Annotated in this window: 14 protein-coding genes; 7 read left to right on the top strand and 7 right to left on the bottom strand. The window is 73.3% G+C overall.

What is annotated here, in order from left to right:
• Positions 1-90: 90 nt before the first annotated feature.
• The gene (locus tag K1X13_RS14615; protein ID WP_221025749.1) at positions 91-747 is read left to right on the top strand and encodes an SDR family NAD(P)-dependent oxidoreductase; all 657 of its coding nucleotides are present in this window, start codon (positions 91-93) and stop codon (positions 745-747) included.
• On the opposite strand, the gene K1X13_RS14610 is transcribed toward K1X13_RS14615, so the two are convergent.
• Complete coding sequence (locus tag K1X13_RS14610; RefSeq protein ID WP_221025748.1) at positions 735-1,781, bottom strand: DNA polymerase IV; 1,047 nt, start codon at positions 1,779-1,781, stop codon at positions 735-737. The two genes, K1X13_RS14615 and K1X13_RS14610, sit on opposite strands and share 13 nt — an antisense overlap.
• The gene (locus tag K1X13_RS14605; RefSeq protein ID WP_221025747.1) at positions 1,778-2,119 is read right to left on the bottom strand and encodes a hypothetical protein; all 342 of its coding nucleotides are present in this window, start codon (positions 2,117-2,119) and stop codon (positions 1,778-1,780) included. The genes K1X13_RS14610 and K1X13_RS14605 overlap by 4 nt, the downstream gene beginning before the upstream one ends.
• 352 nt (positions 2,120-2,471) lie before the next feature.
• Here K1X13_RS14605 and K1X13_RS14600 point away from each other — a divergent pair, with 352 nt between their 5' ends.
• A complete protein-coding gene (locus tag K1X13_RS14600) occupies positions 2,472-3,356 on the top strand; it encodes a hypothetical protein (RefSeq protein ID WP_221025746.1) in 885 nt (294 codons plus the stop codon).
• Positions 3,357-3,393: 37 nt separating this feature from the next.
• Positions 3,394-4,014, top strand: coding sequence for a cysteine hydrolase family protein (locus K1X13_RS14595; protein WP_221025745.1), 621 nt, complete (start codon positions 3,394-3,396; stop codon positions 4,012-4,014).
• Positions 4,015-4,142: 128 nt separating this feature from the next.
• Here the strand turns inward: K1X13_RS14595 and K1X13_RS14590 are convergent, their stop codons facing one another.
• Positions 4,143-4,967 carry a nuclease-related domain-containing protein gene (locus K1X13_RS14590; RefSeq protein WP_221025744.1) on the bottom strand — a complete coding sequence of 275 codons (825 nt, stop codon included), beginning with the start codon at positions 4,965-4,967 and terminating at the stop codon, positions 4,143-4,145.
• Positions 4,968-5,120: 153 nt separating this feature from the next.
• Here K1X13_RS14590 and K1X13_RS14585 point away from each other — a divergent pair, with 153 nt between their 5' ends.
• Positions 5,121-6,023, top strand: a complete 903-nt coding sequence (locus K1X13_RS14585) for a matrixin family metalloprotease (protein ID WP_221025743.1) — start codon at positions 5,121-5,123, stop codon at positions 6,021-6,023.
• Between the two features lie 54 nt (positions 6,024-6,077).
• Here the strand turns inward: K1X13_RS14585 and K1X13_RS14580 are convergent, their stop codons facing one another.
• Together K1X13_RS14580 and K1X13_RS14575 are read right to left on the bottom strand one after the other, a co-directional pair.
• Positions 6,078-7,151 carry an NADH:flavin oxidoreductase/NADH oxidase gene (locus K1X13_RS14580; RefSeq protein ID WP_221025742.1) on the bottom strand — a complete coding sequence of 358 codons (1,074 nt, stop codon included), beginning with the start codon at positions 7,149-7,151 and terminating at the stop codon, positions 6,078-6,080.
• A 90-nt stretch (positions 7,152-7,241) separates the two neighbouring features.
• A complete protein-coding gene (locus tag K1X13_RS14575; RefSeq protein WP_221025741.1) occupies positions 7,242-7,691 on the bottom strand; it encodes a MarR family winged helix-turn-helix transcriptional regulator in 450 nt (149 codons plus the stop codon).
• Between the two features lie 39 nt (positions 7,692-7,730).
• Here K1X13_RS14575 and K1X13_RS14570 point away from each other — a divergent pair, with 39 nt between their 5' ends.
• From K1X13_RS14570 to K1X13_RS14560, 3 genes are all read left to right on the top strand, one after another.
• Positions 7,731-8,810: an ABC transporter substrate-binding protein gene (locus tag K1X13_RS14570; RefSeq protein ID WP_221025740.1), complete on the top strand. Its 1,080-nt coding sequence runs from the start codon at positions 7,731-7,733 to the stop codon at positions 8,808-8,810.
• 76 nt (positions 8,811-8,886) lie between these two features.
• Positions 8,887-10,284, top strand: coding sequence for an APC family permease (locus tag K1X13_RS14565; protein ID WP_221025739.1), 1,398 nt, complete (start codon positions 8,887-8,889; stop codon positions 10,282-10,284).
• A complete protein-coding gene (locus K1X13_RS14560; protein ID WP_221025738.1) occupies positions 10,281-11,297 on the top strand; it encodes an acetamidase/formamidase family protein in 1,017 nt (338 codons plus the stop codon). Before K1X13_RS14565 ends, K1X13_RS14560 begins: the two co-directional genes overlap by 4 nt.
• A 50-nt stretch (positions 11,298-11,347) precedes the next feature.
• Here the strand turns inward: K1X13_RS14560 and K1X13_RS14555 are convergent, their stop codons facing one another.
• Together K1X13_RS14555 and K1X13_RS19730 are read right to left on the bottom strand one after the other, a co-directional pair.
• Positions 11,348-12,841, bottom strand: coding sequence for an aldehyde dehydrogenase family protein (locus tag K1X13_RS14555; RefSeq protein WP_221025737.1), 1,494 nt, complete (start codon positions 12,839-12,841; stop codon positions 11,348-11,350).
• Positions 12,838-14,442: a GMC family oxidoreductase gene (locus tag K1X13_RS19730; protein WP_221025736.1), complete on the bottom strand. Its 1,605-nt coding sequence runs from the start codon at positions 14,440-14,442 to the stop codon at positions 12,838-12,840. The genes K1X13_RS14555 and K1X13_RS19730 overlap by 4 nt, the downstream gene beginning before the upstream one ends.
• Positions 14,443-14,494: the final 52 nt, after the last annotated feature.

The following is a 14,494-nucleotide window of genomic DNA, read 5'->3' as shown; positions in this document are numbered from 1 at the left end:
AATGTAAAAAAGATCCCGACGTCGCGACATCCGCTGACACAACCGTGATGGGCACTTCCGAGAGATCTCATCGGCACTAAGGTCGGCGGCATGAGCAACAAGGTGGTCCTGGTAGTGGGCGCGGGCCCCGGCGTCGGCGCCTCGGTCGCCCGCCGGTACGGCGCCGCGGGGTACGACGTCGCGCTGGTCGCACGCTCGACGGAGCGCCTCGACGAGCTCGGGAGGTCCCTGCAGGCCGACGGGGTCACCACCGGCTGGACCGCCGTCGACATCACCGACACCGACGCGTTCTCCGACGCGGTGACCCGCTTCGGCCGGTTCGCCGACCGGATCGACGTGCTCCACTTCAACCCGAGCGCCTTCCGGCACCAGGACCCGCTCACACTCACCGCCCGCGACCTGCTCGCCGACGTGCACCTCGGAGCGGCCAGCCTGCTCACCGCCGTCCAGGCCGCCCGGCCTTTCATGAGCGCGGGCGCGCGGATCACCGCCACCGGCTCGATGGCAGCCGACCAGCCCTGGTACGAGGCGGCCTCGCTGGGGGTGCAGAAGGCTGCGCTGCGCAACCTCCTGCTGAGCCTCGACACCACGCTGGCGCCTTCCGGGATCCATGCGATGTCGCTGACCGTGAAGGGCACGCTCGCCGCGGAGGGCCGGTTCACCCCCGACCTGGTCGCGGAGGCGCTCTTCCGCGCCGCGCAGACCCCCGACGCCGACTGGCGCCCCGAGGTCTCCTACGACGGCTGATCCTGGGGCGGGGCCATCTCCGCGCGCACACCCAGCAGCCGGACCGGCCGCGCCGGCTCCAACCGGTTCAGCAGCTCGACCGCGGCCGCCACGACCACCTCCGGGTCACTGGTCGGGCCGTCCAGGGTCAGGCTGCGCGTGTAGGTGTCGAACGGCGCGAACCTCACCTTGACCGCCACCCGGACCGCGGGACGCCCCTCCCCGCGGATGTCGTCGGTGACCTGCCGTGCGAGCCGGCGCGTCTGCGCCTCCACCTCGTCCCACGCGGTCAGATCCTGCTGGAAGGTGCTCTCCCGGCTGTGCGACCGGGCGACGTACGGCGTCCCCACCACCGGGGAGGAGTCCACGCCCCGCCCCAGGCGGCGGTACCACGGCCCCATGGTCGGGCCGAGCTCGTCGGCCAGCCACCGGGTGTCCGCGTGCGCGAGCTCCCGCACCGTGGTGATCCCCAGTGCCTCCAGTCGTCTCGCGGTCTTACGGCCGATCCCCCACAGCGCCGAGGTGGGCCGGTCCCCCATCACCGCGTCCCAGGTCTCCTCGGTCAGCCGGAACATCCCCTGCGGCTTCCCGAACTCGGTCGCGATCTTCGCGCGCAGCTTGTTGTCCCCGATCCCGACCGAGCAGTGCAGCCGGGTCGCCTCCAGCACCCGGTGCTGCACCTCGGCGGCGAACGCCTCCGGGTCGTCGGTCTGCACCGCCAGGAACGCCTCGTCCCAGCCGAGCACCTCGACCACCACCCCGTCGAGCGAGCGCAACGTCGCCATCACCTCCGCCGAGACCGCGTCGTAGGCCGGCGCGTCCACGGGCAGGAACACCGCGTCGGGGCACTTCCGGGCGGCCGTCCGCAGCGGCATCCCGGACCCGACCCCGAACGCACGGGCGGCGTACGACGCCGTCGCCACCACCCCGCGCTCGGTCGGGTCACCGCGCCCGCCCACGACCACCGGCCGCCCCTCCAGCTCGGGGCGGCGCAGCATCTCGACCGCGGCGATGAACTGGTCGAGGTCGACGTGGAGCACCCAGCTGCGGGTCATGGGCCCATTGTGGCGTCCCCCTCCCCGTACAGGCGGGCGTACCGCAGCGCGCGCTTGGTGTCGCCGAGGTCGCGGTACCAGGTGCGCACCTGCACCCGGCACCGAGCACGGGCGAGCAGCCGGTCGTACTCCCCGCACTCGGCGACCGCCTCGGACAGCGTGGGCGTCCACAGCTGCGAGCCGTCGTGACGCTCCACGTGGAAGCCACGGTCGGCCGTGCCGCTCACATGCGTGATCGTGTCGTCCGGCGGCACCCAACGCGTTCCCGCCCACGCCACCGTCACCATGCACAGCAGCGGCAGCAGCACCGCCACCACCAGCACCCGTCGTCCGCCCATGCCCCTCTCCCCTCATCTCCCCGTCAGTCCCGGCACGGTCCCGACGTCCCGCGACGCCGCCGTACCGACCGGACGCTAGGCGCTGCCGAGAACCGCGCGGAGCCCCGATCCCACGGCGGTGGACCAGGCCACGGACGGGGTCTCTGGGGACGGAACCCGGCATGCCGGGGACGACGCAGGGGTGTGCCGGGCCGCCGAGCGTCGCGTCCGTGCGTGGGCGGGTGCCGGGGAGCACCCGGACGTAGGCGACCGCCCTGGAAAGACTGGGCGAATCCGCTCCCCGCGGCCCGGCGACCCTCCAAGATGGGCGGACGCCGCGACGCCGCGGTTCCGCCGATCCAGGGAGCACCTCGTGTCCGCACCTCTCCGGTCCCCAGCCCTGCGCACGTCCCACGCCCTGCGCACGCTGGCGGCCGCCACCGTTGCGCTGGCCTCCGTGCTGCTCGCCCACCCGCCGGCCGAGGCCGCCACGCCCGAGCGAGCGATGTGGGTGTGGACCCAGCCCCCGGCCAAGACGCTGGTGAACTTCGCCAAGCGGCACTCGGCGCAGGACCTGTTCATCTCGGTGCCGCCGAACCTGCCCTCCTCCTCCTCCGCGCTCTCCTGGGTGCGGTCGGTGAGCAAGGCCGCCCGCGGCACCGGCATCCGGCTGCACGCGCTCGGCGGCGACCCCGGCTGGATCGACGACCCCGCCGCGGCGCTCGCGTGGCAGGAGGCAGCGCTGTCGACGGGGCTGTTCACCGGCTCGCACGTCGACGTGGAGCCCTGGGGCCACCCGGCCTGGGACACCGACCAGGCCGGCACGGTCGCCCGGTACCTCGACCTGCTCGGCGCCCTGGAGGCGTCGACGGCCCTCCCGGTGGAGGCCGACGTCGCGTTCTGGCTGCACACCGTCGGCACGGCCGAAGGGCGGTCGCTGGACGCCGCCGTGCTCGATCGGGTCGACGCGGTGACGATCATGAGCTACCGCAACACCGTGACCGGCGCCGACAGCATCACCGATGTCGGCGCGACCACCCTGGCCACCGCCGCCGCGGCCGGCAAGCCCGCGCGGCTCGCCGTGGAGACCCGCTACCTCGGCGATGACGCGATCTCGCGCAAGCAGACGTTCTACGGCCAGAGCGACATCGACCTGGCCACCGCCCTGCAGCAGGTCGACGCGGCCGAGGCCGGCTCCCCGAGCTACGCCGGGATCTCCGTGCACGACTACGCCGGCTGGGACGCCCTCCCCGGATGAGCCCACCACCGACGGCTGCCGCCTCTAGGGTGAGCGGGTGACCAGCCTGCGCCTCGACCCCACCCCCGTCGGCGACCTCGGCCGGACCGCGCTCGTCGTCGTCGACGCGCAGCGCGGCTTCGAGGACCCGTGGTGGGGACCGCGCGACAACCCGGACTGCGACCGGAACATCGCCGCGCTGGTCCGTGCCTGGAGCCGGCACCGGCGCCCGCTCGTCTTCGTCCGCCACGACTCCGAGTCGCCGGACTCGCCCCTCGCCGCCGGGTCCGACGGCAACCGCCTGAAGGGCTACCTGACCGCGCGCCCGGACCTCGAGGTGACCAAGACGGTCAACTCCAGCTTCCACGGCACCCCGGACCTCGACGCCTGGCTCCGCGCCGGTGACATCTCGAGGATCGTGGTCTGCGGGATCACCACGAACCACTGCTGCGAGACCACCGCGCGCGTGGGCGGCAACCTCGGGTACGACGTCCTCTTCGCGCTCGACGCGACGCACACCTTCGACCGGACCGCGCCCGACGGGTCCACGGTCACCGCCGACGAGCTCGCCCGGGTGACCGCGACCAACCTGCACGGCGAGTTCGCCACGGTCGTCTCCACCGCCGACCTCCTCGACGACGAGGACGCGTCGGCACCGGAGACGCCCGCGACCGCGTGAACAGCCTGCCCGGCCGGGACAGCGTCTTCGTCGGTGTCGACCTCGCCTGGTTGCGGCCCCGCACCGCCGCTCCTGCGGTGACCCCCGGGCCACCGGTCCGGCCGTGGCCCGGTACGACGAGCCGGGACCTACCTGGCCGGCAGGTCCAGGACGTTCGAGACGAACCAGTTCGGGACCACGGTGGTGACCACCTCGAGGTTCCCCCACAGCAGCACCAGCAGCATGATCGCGACGAGGTAGCGGAGCAGGTCCGGGCCGGACGACTGCTTCCCGCGCGACCGGGAGCCCGCGCGCGCCGGCTTCCCGGCGGTACGGCGCCCTGCCGCAGTGCCGCGGCCCGACGTCGTGCTGCCCGACGTCGTACGGCGCCCCGTCGAGGCACCACCCACCGCGACCGACGCCGTCGCCGGCCGCAGCTGCTTCGCGAGCAGCTCGTGCGCGGCGTCGACCTGCGCGGGGGTGAGCACCTCGGGCCGGGTCTGGAGCATCAGCGCGACGTTCTGCGTGGAGCACACCATCACGTCGCGGACCCAGCCGCTGACGGCGTCCTCGCGACTGAAGCAGAGCACCGGGCTCACCGCGCCGGCGTACGGCCACGGGAGCAGCTGCGCGACCGCGATGCCCGCGTCGGCGGCGGACGCCACGGCGGTCTCCCGGGCACGCCCGTCCTGACGCAGCACGCTCCGCTCCACCGCGATCCGCCCGGACCAGTTCTTCGAGTCCACGACGAAGATCCCACCCGGCCCGACCACGACGTGGTCGAGGTTGGCGAACGGCCGCCCCGGCCAGCGCACGTCGTGGAGGTGCCGCCACGTCGCCGGCAGCCGCTCCAGCGCCCGCGCCGTACGACGCTCCCCCTCGGCGCCCCGGTCGAACAGCTCCGCCTGCTGGGCCAGCCGCTCAGCCTTCGCGCGCCGCTGACGTGCGACCTCGGTCGCCGATTCCCCCGCCATCTCCGCCTACCCCCCAGTAGTTCGTGACAGCAGCGTAGGACCTGCACAACTTGTCCGGTTGCACATTCATGCAAATTCTTCTCATGTCGGACATCCCGGGTCGCCCGGTTCCGCGGACGGGGCGCGGCGGTGGCTGGCAGGATCCCCGTTGTGATGCGGGGGCAGCTCTGGGACAGGATGACGTTCGGACCGTGGCGCCGGCGACGGTGGATGCTCCGGCAGCTCCGCCGTCTCGACGAGCTCGACGCCCGTGAGGCACGCGCCGCGGCAGATCGCCGTCGTCCGCGCCGGTCTGTCGCGCAGCCCTTCCGCACGGCGGTCGTCGTGTGCGCCACCACCGCGATCGTCGTGGTCGGCCTGGGCGTGCTCCTGCACCGGGAGTACGGCCTCACCCTGACCGCCGACGGCCTGCGCGGCCCCACCCCGCTGAGCCGGCCGCCGGAGGTGACGCCGGGAGTCGGCAGCCACGCGTTCGCGATGACCCAGCCCGGCGACGAGTCGCGTCCGGTGACGTACAGCCCCTGCCGCGAGGTGGCCGTCGTGGTCAACGACGCGCTCGCCCCGCCCGGTTCCGCGGGTCTGGTCGAGGAGGCGCTCGCGGAGGTCTCGGCGGCGACCGGCCTGCGCCTGGTCCTCGAGGGCACCACCGACGAGCCGGCCGCTGAGCGCAGGGAGCTGCGCATCCCCGAGCGGTACGGCGACCGGTGGGCGCCCGCCCTGGTCGCCTGGACCACGCCCGAGCAGGTCCCGGGCCTGCGTGGTGACGTGGCGGGCCTCGGCGGCAGCTCGGCGTTCGAGCTCGGCGTGCTCGGCCGGCTGCGGTACGTCTCGGGCACGGTGCACCTGGACGCTCCCGCGATGGCCACCATCCTCGCGCGGCCGGACGGCCGGGACCTCGCCCGCGCGGTGGTGATGCACGAGCTCGGACACCTGGTCGGTCTCGACCACGTCGACGACCCGCGCGAGCTGATGTACGCCGACAACGTCGGGGTCACCGGCTTCGGGCCCGGTGACCGTGAGGGGCTCGCCGCGCTCGGCTCGGGCGACTGCCTCTAGCCTTCGGCTCCCGCCGACCGGAGCCTCCACGTCGCTCCGGGACGCACGACCACCTCAGTCGAGGGCCGCACGGCGGTACTGGTCGGGCCAGTGCACGCCGGCTCCGATCTCGACGCCGAGCTCGTGCGCGGCCTGCAGCGCCCAGTGCGGGTCGCGGAGCAGGGCGCGCGCGAGGAAGACCACGTCGGCGGAGCCCTCGGCGACGACCTCCTCGGCCTGCTTGGCCTCGGTGATCAGACCGACCGCGCCGGTGGCGATCCCGGCCTCCTGCCGGATCCGCCGCGCGAACCCCACCTGGTAGCCGGGCTCGACCGGGATGTCGGCTGGCACATTCCCGCCCGAGGACACGTCGACCAGGTCGACGTCCGCCTCCCGCAGCCGCCGGGCGAGCTCGACGGCGTCGTCCGCCGTCCAGCCGCCCTCGGCCCAGTCGGTGGCCGAGATCCGCACGACGAGCGGCGTCTCCTCCGGTACGGCGGCGCGCACCGCGCGGACCACGTCGAGCAGGAGCCGGACCCGGTTGTCGAAGGAGCCGCCGTACTCGTCGCTGCGCCGGTTCGACAGCGGCGAGAGGAACTCGTGCAGCAGGTAGCCGTGCGCGGCGTGCACCTCGATCACGTCGAAGCCAGCCTCGAGCGAGCGCCTCGCCGCCGCGGCGAAGTCGTCCACGACGCCCGCGATGCCCTCGGCGGTCAGCTCGCGCGGCTCACGCAGGCCGGGGAACGCGACCGCGGACGGCCCGACCGTCTCCCAGCCGCCGTCCTCCTCGGCGACCGAGCCGCGACCGTCCCAGGGGCGCCTGGTGGAGGCCTTGCGACCGGCGTGGGCGAGCTGCACGGCGGCGACGGCGCCCTGGCCGTGCACGAAGTCGACGATCCGGGCCCAGGCGTCGCGCTGCTCGTCGTTCCAGATCCCGGTGTCCTGGGGGCTGATCCGCCCCTCAGGCGACACGGCGCTCGCCTCGGTCATCACCAGGCCGACGCCGCCGCGGGCGAAGGAGCCCAGATGCACCAGGTGCCAGTCCCCGGGCAGGCCGTCGACCGCGGAGTACTGGCACATCGGGGACACCCAGACCCGGTTGCGGACGGAGGTGCCTCGGAGGTCGTACGGGGTGAACAGCTGGCTCATGGGGTGGTGCGCTCCCGTCGTCGCGTGCGTCGGTGGACACCTTCGCAACGCGGGCGGAGCCGGGATCATTCCGACCCCCGCCGACCGCACCTAGTCGGCGCGGACCAGTCCGTCGAGCTCGCGGCGGACCACCTGCCAGGCGTCACCGCCTCGTGCTGTCAGCGCCGCCTCGTGCGCCTGCACCAGCGCGTCGAGCCGGACCAGCCGCGCCTGCCCCTTGCGGGACAGGTGCACCGCGACCTTGCGGCGGTCGCCGCCGGCCTGGCGCCGGTACACCTGGCTGGAGTCGACCAGCCCGTCCATCAGCCGGGTCAGGGTCGGCTGCGGGATCTGCAGCGCCTCGGCGAGCTCGCCCATCAGGTGCCCCTGCCCGTCGGCGAGGGCCCGCATCACCCGCCACTGGTCGAGGGTGCAGCCCTCCTCGGCCAGCGCCTGCGCGAGGCCGCGCGCGACCCGGCGCTGCGCCACGGTCAGCAGCTCGACGAGGGACACGGCACTCGCGGTGCTCGTCGGCGCGCCCTCGCCCACGGTTCCGGCCAATGGTCCTCCCTCGTCGGTCTGGGGAGCATACTCGTGTCGGTGAACATCGAGGCTCGTCTTGTCGACGCACTCGAGGCGCGGATCGTTCCCCGGCGGTCCGACGTCCTGCGGGTGTGCCTGGTCGTGCCCCAGTCCGGCGCGCTCGGCATGGTCGGCCCCTCCGCGCTCGACGCGGCCCTGCTCGCCACCCACGAGATCAACGTCGCGGACGGTGTCGGCGGGCGGTACGTCGACCTGGTGCTCGTCGACGGCGGCCGCGCCCCGGTGGACGTGGCCGCCGAGGTGCGCGCGCTGTGCGACGCGGGCGCGGTCGACGTGGTCACCGGGATCCACACCAGCGACGTGCACCGGGCGGTCGAGTCGGTGGTGGCCGGCCGGTCGCCGTACGTGTTCACGCCTCCGCACGAGGGCGGCCCGCGGCGCACCGGCGTGGTCTGCACGGGCGCCCACCCGGCCTCGCAGCTGAGCGGGCCGCTGGCGTGGCTGACGGCGACGTACTCGCTGCGCCGCTGGGCGCTGGTCGGCAACGACTACATCTGGCCGCAGGCGGTGCACCGGGTCGCGCACCGGCTGGTCCGCCGCGGCGGCGCCGAGGTCGTGATGGACGAGCGCATCCCGCTCGGCCGGGTCACCCCCGCGCACGCGGGCCGGATCGTCGAGGGTCTGCGCCGCTCGCGCGCCGACGCGGTGCTGCTCAGCCTGGTCGGCCGGGACCTCGCCGACTTCACCGCGGTCCTGCGGCACAGCGGCCTGGACCGGACACTGGTCCGGCTCTCGGGCTCGCTGGAGGAGAACGGGCTCTACGCCGTCGGTGGCGACGAGTCCGGCACGATGTTCGCCGCGATGCAGTCCTTCGCCTCGCTCGGCGACGAGAACCGCCTCGGGCTCGACGAGCGGCACCGGGCGCTGTTCGGGGAGACCGCGCCGGTCCTCGACGCCTACGCCGAGGGCGTGTACGACGGGGTGCACCTGGTCGCCTCGCTGGCGGCCGAGGGCCTGCTGCGGCCCGACCTGGCCCCCTCTGACGTGCTGCGGCTCACGCGGGGCGCCGGCCGGGGACGCACCACCCACCTGGCGCGCGCGGACGGCACGGACTTCACCGTCGTGTCCACGGCGTGATTTCCTTCCATTCGGAAATATTCCGTTCTAGTCTCTCTCCGGGCCGACCCCGGTCCCTGAAGGAGAGGCAGCGCGCATGGCCGAGACCACGGCGTCCGAGAAGATCGAGAACTACGGCTACAAACAAGAGCTCCACCGCTCCCTGAGCTTCGGGGACCTGCTGGTCTACGGACTGGTGTTCATGGTGCCGATCGCCCCGTTCGGCATCTTCGGCGGCGTGTTCCAGGGCTCGGGCGGGATGGTCGCCCTCGCCTACGCCGTCGGCATGGTCGCGATGATGTTCACCGCCCTGTCGTACTCGCAGATGTCGCGGGCGTTCCCGATGGCGGGCTCGGTGTACTCCTACGCCGGCCGCGGCATCGCCGCCCCGGTGGGCTTCCTGTCCGGCTGGATGATCCTGCTGGACTACGTGCTCATCCCGGGTCTGCTCTACCTGATCGCGAGCATCGCGATGAACTCCCTGGTCCCCGCGATCCCGGTGTGGCTGTGGCTCGTCGGCTTCGTCGTGCTCAACACGGTCGTGAACTACGCCGGCATCGAGATGACCGCCAAGGTCAACAAGGTGATGCTGATCGGCGAGCTCATCGTGCTCGGGATCTTCCTGGTGATCGGCATCGTCGCGCTGGCCCAGGGCAAGGGCCGCGGCTTCGACCTCACCCCGCTCTACAACGCCGACACGTTCTCGTGGTCGCTGATCTTCGGCGCGGTCTCCATCGCCGTGCTCAGCTTCCTCGGCTTCGACGGCATCTCGATGCTCGCGGAGGAGAACAAGGAGTCCGCCCGCGCGATCGGCCGCTCCATGGTCGCCGCGCTGCTGCTGGCCGGTGCCCTGTTCATCGCACAGACCTGGATCGCCTCGCTGCTCGTGCCCGACCCGGACGAGCTGATCGCCAACGGCGACCCGGGCGGTACCGCCTTCTACGACGCCGCCCGCGTCGCCGCCGGCGGCTGGCTGGCCAGCCTCACCGCGCTCGCGACCGCGATCGCCTGGGGCTTCGCGAACTCGCTCGTCGCCCAGGCCGCCACGTCGCGGCTGCTGTACGCGATGGCCCGCGACCGGCAGCTGCCGTCGTTCCTGGCCAAGGTGCACGCCAAGCACGGCGTCCCGGTCAACGCCACGCTGCTGGTGGCCGCGGTGTCCCTCGGGCTCGGCCTCTACATGGCCTCCCGCGAGGACGGCATCACCCTGCTCAGCACGCTGGTGAACTTCGGCGCGATGACGACCTTCCTGGTCCTGCACGTGTCCGTGGTGGTGCACTACCTGGTCCGCAACAAGAGCCGCGACTACTGGCGCCACCTGGTCGCCCCCGCCATCGGGTTCGTGATCCTGGCCTACGTCGTGGTCAACGCCCAGGTCGCCGCCCAGACCCTCGGCTTCGTCTGGCTCGGCATCGGCGCCGTGATCCTGGCCGGGCTGATCGCCACCGGCCGCCGTCCGCAGCTCGCCGCGATCAGCGAGGTGGAGCACTCATGAGCCCCGAGGTCTACTCGCTCAAGCCGACCCCCGACCAGTACGCCTACGCCTTCGGGGGCCGGGAGCCGCTGCTGACCGTCGAGCCCGGCTCGATCATCGACCTGGCCACCGAGGACTGCTTCGCGGGCAACGTGCGGAGCGTCGACGACCTGCCCAGCCAGGTGTGCACGTTCCCGTTCCTGAACCCGGTGACCGGCCCGATCGCGGTCCGCGGGGCGGAGCCCGGCGACACCATCGCGGTGCACTTCGTGGAGATCGTGCCCGCCCGCGACTGGGCGGTCTCCACGACGTTCCCGCACTTCGGCGCGCTGACCACGACGCACGCGACCGCGATGCTCCACCCCGCGCTCGAGGAGCGGGTGTGGCTCTACGAGCTCGACGTGGCCGCCGGCACCTGCCGGTTCCAGGCCCGGAAGAGCGACTTCTCCGTGGAGCTGCCGCTGGACCCGATGCACGGCACGGTCGGGGTCGCGCCGGCCGCGAACGAGGTGATCATGAGCATCACCCCGGCCGCGCACGGCGGGAACATGGACACCCCCGAGATGCGGGCCGGCAGCACGGCGTACTTCGGGGTCAACGTCGAGGGCGGCATGCTCTCCATCGGCGACGGCCACGTCCGGCAGGGTGAGGGCGAGGTGTGCGGGACCGCCGTCGAGGCGGCGATGCGCACCACCGTCGTGATCGACCTCGTCAAGGGGCAGGCGCCGCCGTCCCCGCGGTTGGAGAACGACGAGTTCGTGATGACCACCGGCTCCGCGCGCCCCCTCGAGGACGCGTTCCGGATGAGCCAGCACGACCTGGTCGGGTGGACCGCGCAGCTGCTCGGTCTCGAGGAGCTCGACGCCTACCAGCTGGTCAGCCAGACCGGGCTGGCGCCCGCCGGCAACGTCGTGGACACGAACTACACGATGGTCGGCAAGCTGCCCAAGAGCGTGCTCGGCGCGAGCCAGGCGTACGACGGGCTGCACGCCCGGCTGCGCGACCTCGGCGCGGAGTACCTGACCCGCCGCTGAGCCCGGGCGCCGGTCCCCCGGCGTCCACCCCGCGGCCGGGCCACGCCCTGCTACCGGCGACGTCGCCGGGGCAGCTGCGTGGCCCGGCCGTGCAGCACCGTGATCAGCGTGGCGAACGCCGTGTCCGCCTTCGCGTCGCGGGAGAACGTGGTCAGCGCCAGCAGCGGCCTCATCCGCTGCCGGGCGACCGCCTTCGCGTAGGTGAACTCCTTGAGCCCGTCGGGTCCGTGGATCCGGCCGAACCCGGAGTCGCCGACCCCGCCGAACGGCAGCGCCGGGATCGCCGCGAACGCGATCACCGAGTTGACCGCGGTCATCCCCGACCGCAACCTGCGGGCCAGCTCGGCGCCGCGGGCCCGCGAGAACACCGTCGACCCGAGCCCGTAGCGGGTGGCGTTGGCCAGGGTCACCGCCTCGTCCATGCTGCGGACCTTGTTCACCGTCACGGTCGGTCCGAACGTCTCCTCGGTGATCGCCACCGAGTCCTGCGGCACGTCGGTGAGCACGGTCGGCTGCACGAACCGGTCGCCCGCCGCACCAGGCCCGCCGACCACCGCACGTCCGCCGCGGGACACGGCGTCCTCGACGTGCCGGCGGACGACGTCGACCTGGGACGCCATCGTCATCGGCCCGATCCGGGCGTTCGTGTCGACCCCGGCGTGCACCTCGCGGGCGCGGCGGGTCAGCTGATCGAGGAACTCGTCGTACACCCGCTCGTGCACGTAGACCCGCTCCACCCCGATGCAGGTCTGCCCGGCGTTGGAGAGGGCGCCCCACGCGGCGGCGTCGGCGGCGGCCTCGACGTCGGCGTCCTCGTCGACCAGGAGCGCGTCCTTGCCGCCGGCCTCGATGATCACCGGGGTCAGGGTCTCGGCGCAGGCGGCCATCACCTTCTTGCCGGTCTCGGTGGACCCGGTGAACGCGAGCTTGTCGACGCCCGCGCGGCACAGGGCGGCCCCGGTCTCCCCGAAGCCGACCACCACCTGGAGCAGCGGGTGGTCGGGAACCACCTCGGCCAGGCTGTCGGCGAGCCAGACCCCGACACCCGGGGTGAGCTCGCTGGGCTTGAACACCACGGTGTTGCCCGCGGCGAGCGCGTAGCCGATCGACCCCATCGGCGTGAACACCGGGTAGTTCCACGGGCCGATCACCCCGACCACGCCGAGCGGGAGGTACTCCACCGACGCCGCCTGGTTGGCCATCAGCAGGCCCGAGGAGACCCTCCGCTCGCCGAGCACCTTCTCGGCGTGGGCCGCGGCCCAGGCCAGGTGGTCCACGGCCATCCCGATCTCGAGCAGCGCGTCCGCGTGCGGCTTGCCGGTCTCCTGGTGCACGACGTCGGCGAGCTGGCCCATCCGCCGGGTGAGCACGCCGCGCCACTGGTCGAGGACCCGCCTCCGGCCGGCGAAGCCCTGCTCGGCCCACCAGCCCGCGGCCTCCCTGGCCCGGGCCACCGCGGCGTCGACGTCGGGCCTCTCGTCGACGACGTGGACGCCGACCAGGTCACCGGTCGCGGGGTTGGTCGACTCCAGCTTCTGGCTCATCGGGTCTCTCCTCCGTGCGCGCGGCCGCGGACCAGGTCCGCCGCCTTCTCGCCGATCATGACCGTCGGGGCGTTGGTGTTCCCGCGGGGTACGACGGGCATCACGGAGGCGTCCGCGACCCGGAGGCCCCCCACGCCGCGCACCCGCAGCTCGGGGTCGACCACGGCCTGCTCCCCCTGGCCCATCGCGCAGGTGCCGACCGGGTGGTAGAGCGTCTGGGTGTTCTGCCGCAGGTGCTCGACGATCTCGGTCTCCGACGGGGCGCGGCCCGTGGGCAGGAAGGGCCGGTCGACGTACCGCGCCACGGCGCCGGACGCGACGGTCTCCACCACCCGCTGCACGCCGGCGACCATCGCGTCGAGGTCGGCCTGGTCGTCGTAGTACGCGGGGTCGATGTCGGGGTGCCAGCGCGGGTCGGTCGACCGCAGCCGCAGCTGTCCGCGGCTGGCCACGCTCACCAGGGTCGGGGCGACGGTGACCTTGCGCGTGGTGGGCTCGTGCAGCCCGTTGTCCCAGAACCCGGTGGGCGCCATGTGCACCTGCAGGTCGGGAGCCGGCAGCCCGCCCCGGCTGTGGAAGAAGGCGCCGGCCTCGCCGACGTTCGACACCAGGGGTCCGCGCCCGGTCGCCTTGGCGCGGCCGAAGTTGACCAGGTTGTTGAACTCGGCGAGGTCGCTGGTGCCCGTGGTGTGCCACACCAGCGGCGCGGCCGGGTGGTCGTGCAGGTTCTGGCCGACCCCGGGCAGGTCCACCGCGACCTCCACCCCGACCTCGCGCAGGTGCGCGGCCGGCCCGATGCCCGAGAGCATCAGCAGCTGCGGGGAGTTGACCGCGCCGCCGGAGAGGATCACCTCGGAGCCGGCGTACGCCACCCGCTCCTCGCGGCCGTGCAGGTAGGCCACCCCGACCGCGCGGCCACCCTCGAGCACGACCCGGCCGGCCAGGGCACCGGTGCGCACGGTGAGGTTCGGCCGTCCCAGCGCGGGCGTGAGGTAGGCGTCGGCGACCGACCAGCGGCGCCCCTTGCGGCAGGTCACCTGGTAGAGCCCGGCACCCTCCTGCTCGGCGCCGTTGAAGTCGTCGTTGGGCTTGAAGCCGTTGGCCGCGGCCGACGCCAGCCAGGCGTAGGTGAGCGGGTGGGTGTAGCGGCGGTCCTCGACGTGCAGCGGGCCGTCCTGGCCGTGGAAGGGCGCGCCGTGCGTGGTGTTCCCCTCGGACCGGACGAAGTACGGCAGCACGTCGTCATACCCCCACCCGGTGGCGCCGTGCTCGTCGCGCCAGGTGTCGTAGTCGAGCCGGTTCCCGCGGATGTAGATCATCGCGTTCATCGACGAGCAGCCGCCGAGCGCCTTCATCCGTGGCCAGAACGCGCGGCGGCCGTTGAGCTGCTTCTGCTCGGTGGTGTTGTAGTGCCAGTCCCACCGGGTCTTGAACAGTGACGAGAACGCCGCGGGGATCGTGATCTCGTCGGCGGTGGCCTCGCCGCCCGCCTCGAGCAGCAGCACCGAGGTGCCGGGGTCCTCGGTCAGCCGCGAGGCGAGCACGGCGCCGGCACTGCCCGCGCCGACGATGACGTAGTCATGGGTCTCGTGCTCGGACACATCTCCCCCTCGAGAGGTACGGCGGTGGCGCGGGTGTGACCGAACTTACACG

It is taken from the genome of Nocardioides jiangsuensis, assembly GCF_019679455.1.
In the GTDB taxonomy this organism is placed as follows: Bacteria; Actinomycetota; Actinomycetes; order Propionibacteriales; family Nocardioidaceae; genus Nocardioides_C; species Nocardioides_C jiangsuensis.
Note: the sequence above shows the minus strand (reverse complement) of the source record. Positions and strands in the feature narration are given on the sequence as shown.